Source organism: uncultured Rhodococcus sp. (assembly GCF_963525155.1).
Lineage (GTDB): Bacteria > Actinomycetota > Actinomycetes > Mycobacteriales > Mycobacteriaceae > Rhodococcus_F > Rhodococcus_F qingshengii.
Genome location: NZ_CAURKP010000010.1, coordinates 67,728 through 74,605, shown reverse-complemented (window position 1 = coordinate 74,605; position 6,878 = coordinate 67,728). Strand labels below are relative to the sequence as shown.

General features: G+C 63.6%; 6 protein-coding genes. 4 read left to right on the top strand and 2 right to left on the bottom strand.

What is annotated here, in order from left to right:
- The 4 genes from RWT78_RS04540 to RWT78_RS04525 all read left to right on the top strand — a co-directional run.
- A partial coding sequence (locus RWT78_RS04540; protein WP_314674261.1) for an ABC transporter permease subunit occupies positions 1-374 on the top strand: 374 nt, incomplete at its 5' end.
- A 31-nt stretch (positions 375-405) separates the two neighbouring features.
- The gene (locus RWT78_RS04535) at positions 406-1,752 is read left to right on the top strand and encodes an LLM class flavin-dependent oxidoreductase (protein ID WP_058037812.1); all 1,347 of its coding nucleotides are present in this window, start codon (positions 406-408) and stop codon (positions 1,750-1,752) included.
- Complete coding sequence (locus RWT78_RS04530; RefSeq protein WP_065455298.1) at positions 1,749-2,981, top strand: MFS transporter; 1,233 nt, start codon at positions 1,749-1,751, stop codon at positions 2,979-2,981. The genes RWT78_RS04535 and RWT78_RS04530 overlap by 4 nt, the downstream gene beginning before the upstream one ends.
- Before the next feature lie 13 nt (positions 2,982-2,994).
- On the top strand, positions 2,995-3,981 hold the full coding sequence (locus tag RWT78_RS04525) for an LLM class F420-dependent oxidoreductase (protein ID WP_209447884.1): 987 nt from the start codon (positions 2,995-2,997) through the stop codon (positions 3,979-3,981).
- Positions 3,982-3,990: 9 nt separating this feature from the next.
- On the opposite strand, the gene RWT78_RS04520 is transcribed toward RWT78_RS04525, so the two are convergent.
- Positions 3,991-4,653: a DUF3239 domain-containing protein gene (locus RWT78_RS04520; RefSeq protein ID WP_020970500.1), complete on the bottom strand. Its 663-nt coding sequence runs from the start codon at positions 4,651-4,653 to the stop codon at positions 3,991-3,993.
- Between the two features lie 74 nt (positions 4,654-4,727).
- The gene (locus RWT78_RS04515) at positions 4,728-6,806 is read right to left on the bottom strand and encodes a peptidase (RefSeq protein WP_209447883.1); all 2,079 of its coding nucleotides are present in this window, start codon (positions 6,804-6,806) and stop codon (positions 4,728-4,730) included.
- Positions 6,807-6,878 lie beyond the last annotated feature (72 nt).

Here is a 6,878-nt window from a genome sequence, read left to right as displayed (position 1 = left end):
ACGCCTGCACCTTCCCGATTCTGCTCAACACGATCTCCGGTGTGCGAACAGTGGACCCCCTGCTGATCAAGTCCGCTGCCTCGCTGGGGTTCTCCTCGATTCGGCTGTTCCAGAAGGTGGTTCTGCCCGCCGCTGTTCCCACGATCTTCACGGGTATCCGCATGGCAGCCGCGTCGTCGATTCTCGTGCTGATCGCCGCCGAAATGGTCGGGGCCAAAGCCGGTCTCGGGTATCTGATCACCGCTTCACAACTCAACTTCCAGATCCCGAACATGTACGCGGGCATCGTCGCGATCTCGTTGTTGGGTCTGACAATCAACGCGATTCTGGTCCTGATCGAACGTCGGCTCTCGCGCTGGCGCGTCACCACCTGACCACACATTCACGGAAAGATTCTGCGAACTCATGTCCGAACGACAATTTCATCTGAACGCCTTCCTGATGGGCGTCGGCCATCATGAGGCGGCGTGGCGCCACCCACGCACAAATGCGGCCAACCTCCTGGACGTCAAGCACTTCCAGGAATTGGGGAGAATCGCCGAGCGTGGAAAGCTGGACTCGGTGTTCTTCGCCGACGGTCTAGCAGTCGGCCCGCGGGTCAAGTACAACACCCAGGCGATCTTCGAACCCGTCACCTTGCTGTCGGCGATCGCGGCGGCCACCGACAAGGTGGGGCTGATTGCAACCGCGTCGACCAGTTACAGCGATCCATACACTCTCGCAAGGAAGTTCGCTTCCCTCGATCACATCAGTGGCGGACGAGGCGGGTGGAACATCGTGACGTCGGCCGGCGCCGACGAGGCCGCGAACTTCGGCCTCGATGCGGTACCGACGCACAGCGGTCGTTACGAGCGCGCCGAGGAGTTTCTCGACGTGACGCTCGGACTCTGGGACAGCTGGGAAGAGGGGGCAGTTGTCCTGGACGAAGAGACCGGAATCTTCGCCGATCCTGATCGTGTCCATCGCATCGACCATGACGGTCAACGATTCACGGTGGCTGGCCCGCTCAATTCGCCGAGGTCTCCACAGGGACGTCCGCTGCTTGTACAGGCCGGTTCCTCCGAGAGCGGTAAGGATTTCGCGGCGAGGTATGCCGAAGCCGTGTTCACCGCTCAACGAACACTCGAGCAGGGGCAGGATTTCTACACCGACCTCAAAGCGCGGCTGATCAAGTACGGGCGTAGTCCCGACGAGATCAAGGTGCTGCCAGGCATCGTTCCCTTCATCGCGGATACGGAAGAAGAAGCCAAGGCACTGGAGCAGTCGTTCACGGATCTCATCTCACCTGAGTACTCACTGCGCCAACTCTCGAACATGGTGGGCGTCGACCTCACCGAGCATTCGCTGGATGCCCCGCTGCCACCGTTGCCGGACATCGATCGCATCCAAGGAAACAAGAGTCGATACCAGCTCGTCAAAGACCTTGCAGAGAGCGAAAACCTCACCGTCCGTGAACTGATCGGCAAACTCGGCGGTGGCCGTGGGCATCGGACATTTGCCGGGACACCGGAGCAGGTCGCGGACGAGTTGACCGAATGGTTCGACAAGGGCGCCGCGGACGGCTTCAACATCATGCCGCCCTATCTGCCCGGAGGGCTCGAGGTGTTCGTCGACCGGGTCGTGCCGATTCTGCAGGCGCGTGGGATCTTCCGGACCGAATACACGGAATCCACCCTGCGGGGTCACTACGGCCTCGATCGTCCGGCGAATCGGTTTTCGCGGGCCGCTGACGCGGCAGAAGTGAGCGCGTGACGGAAACACTGCCCAAGGAACAGCCGGCGATTGCCGGACTCAAGCCACTGGTCACAACGGTTTTCGTGCCGGCGGCCATCTTCGGGATCGGTCAGGGTGCGGCTGCCCCCATCATGGCCGTCACCGCGCGCGACCTGGGCGCATCGGTCGCCGTCGCCGGCCTGATCGTTGCGCTCGGTGGCTTGGGTGCCGTACTCGGTGACCTCCCTGCCGGCCGGATAGTGTCGCGTTTCGGTGAGCGTAGGTCGATCATCGGCGGAAGTTCTTTGGGTGCAACAGGAGTGGTGATCTGTCTGCTTGCGCAGACTCCGTGGATGCTCGGTAGCGGCGCACTGTTGACCGGACTGGCGAATGCGGTGTGGGGCCTTGCGCGGCAGAGCTACCTCGCCGAGACCGTGCCACTCGGTCTACGGGCCCGAGCAATGTCGTCGTTCGCCGCGATGTGGCGGTTGGGTTTCTTCCTGGGACCGCTCATCGGGGCCGGCGTGATTCTCCTGGTGGGAGCGCGCGGAGGATTCCTCGTCCAGTTGGTGGGCGTCGTGCTCGCCGGGGCGCTGATGGCCCGCGTTCCCGACCCGCCACGAAAGGTGCAGGCAGGCAACAGCGATCACGGACACGTCACGCTCCCGGAGATCCTTCGCCGTCATCGTGCCGCTCTGTCGACGCTCGGGACAGGCTCCCTTCTGATGGGCGCCGCCCGCGCTTCGCGTGAGGCCGTTCTTCCATTGTGGGCATTGCACCTCGGATTGGATGCAGCCCAGGTGAGTGTGATCTTCGGTATCGGTGCGGCCGTGGACTTGCTGTGCTCGTACCCGGCCGGACACATCATGGACCGATACGGCCGCAGGCTGGTCGCGGTGCCTTCGCTGACGGTGATCGGTGTGTCGTACCTACTGTTGCCGTTCTCGACGGGTGCAGTGGGATTGACCGTGGTCGCTGTCGTGATGGGGATCGGCAACGGACTGGGCAACGGCGTGATCATGACCCTCGGTGCCGATATCGCCCCGCCCGAAGAACGCGCCGAGTTCCTCGCTGCATGGCGATTGACGCACGACACCGGCATGTTCGGTGGGCCGCTCGCGATCGGTCTACTCGCCGCGGTGCTCCCACTCGGGTGGGCATTCGCCGCTCTGGGCGCGACGTCGTTCGCCGGCGCGGCGATGATGTTCCGCTTCATTCCGGTCTACTCTCCGCGGGTGTCACCCCGGTCGCGCGTCGGGAAACTGTAGGTAGGCTCGCTACATGCGATTCGGACTGTTCGTACCTCAAGGCTGGCGTCTGGACCTGGTCGGCATCGACCCCGCGAAGCAGTGGGAGGTGATGCGAGACTTCACGCTGCGCGCGGAGGCAGGGCCGTGGGAGTCGGTGTGGGTCTACGACCACTTCCACACCGTTCCCCAGCCGACGGAAGAAGCGACTCACGAGGCGTGGACGTTGATGGCCGCACTCGGTGCATCGACGTCGCGTATCCGACTCGGCCAGATGTGTACCGCCATGAGCTACCGAAACCCGGCGTACCTCGCCAAGGTCGCCGCGACCACCGATCTCATCACGGGTGGACGCGTCGAGATGGGCATCGGCGGCGGTTGGTACGAGCAGGAGTGGCGTGCGTACGGCTACGGTTTCCCCTCTGCCGGTGAGCGTCTGGGCCGCCTCGACGAAGGAATCCAGATCATGCAGCAGGCGTGGTCGACCGGCAGCTCGACGCTCGACGGCAAGTACTACCAGGTCGACGGAGCGCTGTGCCGTCCACTTCCGTTGCAAGAGGGCGGAATTCCCATCTGGGTTGCCGGTGGCGGCGAGAAGGTCACACTCAAGATCGCGGCCAAGTACGCGCAGTACACGAACTTCGACGGCACCCCGGCCGGCTTCGCGCACAAGTCCGAAATCCTGAAGAAGCACTGCGACACCGTCGGCACCGATTTCGACGCCATCGTCCGTTCGGCCAACTACAACGTGGCCATCGGCGCGACGGAATCCGAGGTGGCTCAGCGGTTGGAGACACTGAAGGCCCGACTGACGCCGTTGGTCGGCGAAGCTGCCGCCGATGCGTCGCTCGACGCGTTCCGCGGAATGCCTGCCGTGGGTACGCCCGAGCAGATCATCGAGAACCTGTCGGCGCTCGAGGCGCAGGGACTCCAGTACGGAATCTTCTACTTCCCCGAGGCCGCGTACGACACGTCGGGAATCGAGATGTTCGAGAAGGAAGTGCTGCCCGCGCTCGCGTAACCGTTTGGGCTAGCGCAGCGAGTCAGGAAGATCGGCCGGGTTGATCAGAACCCGGCGATCGGGGTGGGTGCGAACTTCTTCGGAGTCGGGAATCCGGCTCTGCAGGAAGTTCCACTCGCTCGCACTGACAGCAGCGATCGCGCGTGCCAGCACTGCCGAGTCCTTGGTCCCCCACTCGATCGGCATGGGGCTGACCATCTGCCACGTGTCAGCCTTGCTTCGGGTGGAACGATCCGAACGCAGTGCCACCGACGGAATGCGGTCGCCGACTCGCCACTTCGGATTGAGTCGAACATTGCGGCTGACGAGCGCGTACTTCGGTGCTCCGGCCGCCGGCTTCGCGATGTCGATCAGTGCCGTCAGGGTCGCCGCTCGAGGGTGAACCTCGGTGACGATCGCGGGAACCAGTGGGTTGTCCGCATACAGAGATTCGACGCTTCCCACCTTGCGAGGTGCCCACAAGGCGACCCACAGTGAACTGGCCGCACCGATGGCGAGGACCGCGCCGATGATGATGGACCACACCTCACCCATGCTGATCAGCCAGGCTCCGACCGCGGCGAGGACGATCGCGAAGATCACCGCAGAAATCTGCAGGCGGCGTACGTCGGCCAGTGTGTCGTTGACCGACTTGGCGTGAGCCTTGTCGACGGTGAACTGGAAGTCAGCCACGAAAAATTCCTTCGGGTGGTGCCGGACGATCTAGGACCGGCCCCCGATCGCCCGGGGACCGTCCACCAGCGTAGCTAGTTTCGCGCGCGCTCCCACATCTGCAGGTAAGCCTCGGCGCCGCGGCTCATGTCCTCGATGATGGTGTCGCCGTCGGCTCCCGCGGCGATGCGCATGTCCGCAATCCAGTCGGGAATCATCCCGTACTGCGCCACGCCGTCGGTGTTCACGTCGAAAACCCGGGTGCCGGCGCGCTGCTGGTCCATGACCGTGCCGTCGAAGGCGGTGTACGGATATTGCAGCGGACTTTCTGCGGCGTCGCCGCGCGGTGCGGCCTGCGGCCCGAAGCCGTTGGTGTCGGCGCCGTAGCCGAAACCGAAGTAGTAGTTCTCGCTTCGCATCGCCCGTGCGTCCCTCCACTGGTCGATGAACCCACGCTCTTCGGGCTTTTCGTCCGATGCGTCAAGTTGTCCGGCGTACAGGGCGACAAATCCGCCGAGTGCGTAGATCCGCTTGTACAGGCTCGGGTCGCTCCAGCTGTGACTGGAAACGACGCCGGAGTAGTTCGCAGCTTCGAGAATATCGAGAGCCGCTTCGGCGGTCTTGACGCTCATGTGATCGATGTCCACGATCATCCCTCGGTCCATCAAACCTCGGATCGTGTATGCGCCGAGATCGGTCAGGCCGTGCGAATTACATTGCGGACCAGCGGGGTACACCGGAAGCGTCACTCCGGGTGGGAGTACCGCGAGAAGATTCTGTGCGCCGTCGACCTTGGTGGGCAGCACGTTGTCCTCGGCAACGCCGGTGCATGGTTCCGACTGCCAGAACTCCCCGGTGCCCAGGTAGTTGCCGATGTTGACGGCCACTCCGGTGACTCCGCCGTCGAAACGGGCACCGCCGAGGGCGTTGTCGAACTTGTGCGTGACGATCATCTGCCGAACACCGAGGTCGTACAACTCGTCCAGGCCGCGGTCGATGTCGTCCTCGGTGCACTGCGGAATACCGTTGCGCACAGAGCAACCGAAGGGTTCGGACACCTCCACCCCGAGGGTGACGGCCAGCTTTCCGTCGGCGGCCACCTGCCTGGCCTGTTCAGGGGAGCTCACGATGCGGAACCAACCCCGGCCGGGACCACCGTACTGGGCGTCGATGTAGTCCTGGAGTTCGCGTGTCTGCTGCGCCTGGATCCGGACGGTCTCCATCTCGTCACAGGGATTTCGCTTGCTCGGATACAGCTCGCACAGGACACGATTGGCGACAAAGAGATTGGTGAAGATTCGCAGCCCGCCGCGCCAGGCCCGCTCGACCCACTTGTAGTACGTCTGCTCGTGCGTCAGTGAATCGTGCGCCGGCCAGTCGGCGAAACTCGGCCAGCCGGTGGTGTCGTGAGTTTCGAAGGGATTGCCGTACGACAGAACGTTTTCGAGGAGCGCCGGTATCCCGTCAGGTTGATGGTCCGGGCAGTCGACGAGCGCTGCGGTGACGCCCTGAGGATCGAAAGGTCGGCCGCAGTGCAGGTTTCCGCCCATGAACTCGGAAGCGTTCATGTGCACGTGTGTGTCGATGAATCCGGTGACTTCACCGTTCGGTCCGATTTCTCCCGGAACGCCGTTTGCGCCCACCTCCGCTTCGGGGAAATCGGCGCAGCCGTCGCGCGGGATCAGCGTGAACGCAGATTCGGGAACGTCACCGGGATCGGACATCGTGAGCATCAAGTCGCGCGAGATCAGTTGACGGCCGTTCGAGGTCGCGGTCAGAACGAACGATTCACCGGTGGACATCACGGTCCAGTCGGTGGAGGGAGTTGCTTCGGAAGTGGCGAGTACCGAGTCCGCGCCGTCGTGCGAGAGCATCGACCCGTCCGGGCCGTACAGCATGAAACGACCCAACTGGGCCGCATGTAGCCGGAACGGTTCGGCGTCTGCGGCTTTCGTTACGTCGGTGAGGTACGCCGACCCGTCACGACGGACGAAATCACCAGACTCGGTGCGCAGCGCGAAGCAACCGTTCGCAAGTGCGTACACCGAGTTCTGCGCAGTAGGAGCAGGACTCGGTGCCGCGGCGCTGACGCCGGTCGCGGCGACGACGACGGCGGCAGTCAGCAGCGAGATGGTTCCGGCGAGCCGACCCCGTAGACGTGGAACTGAGCGCATGGTGCTGGTGACCCCCGGCCGATGGACACGACTGTGACAGGGGACACTCTACAGATAACTGGACGTATGTCC

Bases quoted from the DNA above. Each gene is read 5' to 3' on its own strand.
- RWT78_RS04515 (WP_209447883.1), bottom strand. From the start codon at position 6,806: ATGCGCTCAGTTCCACGTCTACGGGGTCGGCTCGCCGGAACCATCTCG.
- RWT78_RS04525 (WP_209447884.1), top strand. From the start codon at position 2,995: ATGCGATTCGGACTGTTCGTACCTCAAGGCTGGCGTCTGGACCTGGTC.
- RWT78_RS04535 (WP_058037812.1), top strand. From the start codon at position 406: ATGTCCGAACGACAATTTCATCTGAACGCCTTCCTGATGGGCGTCGGC.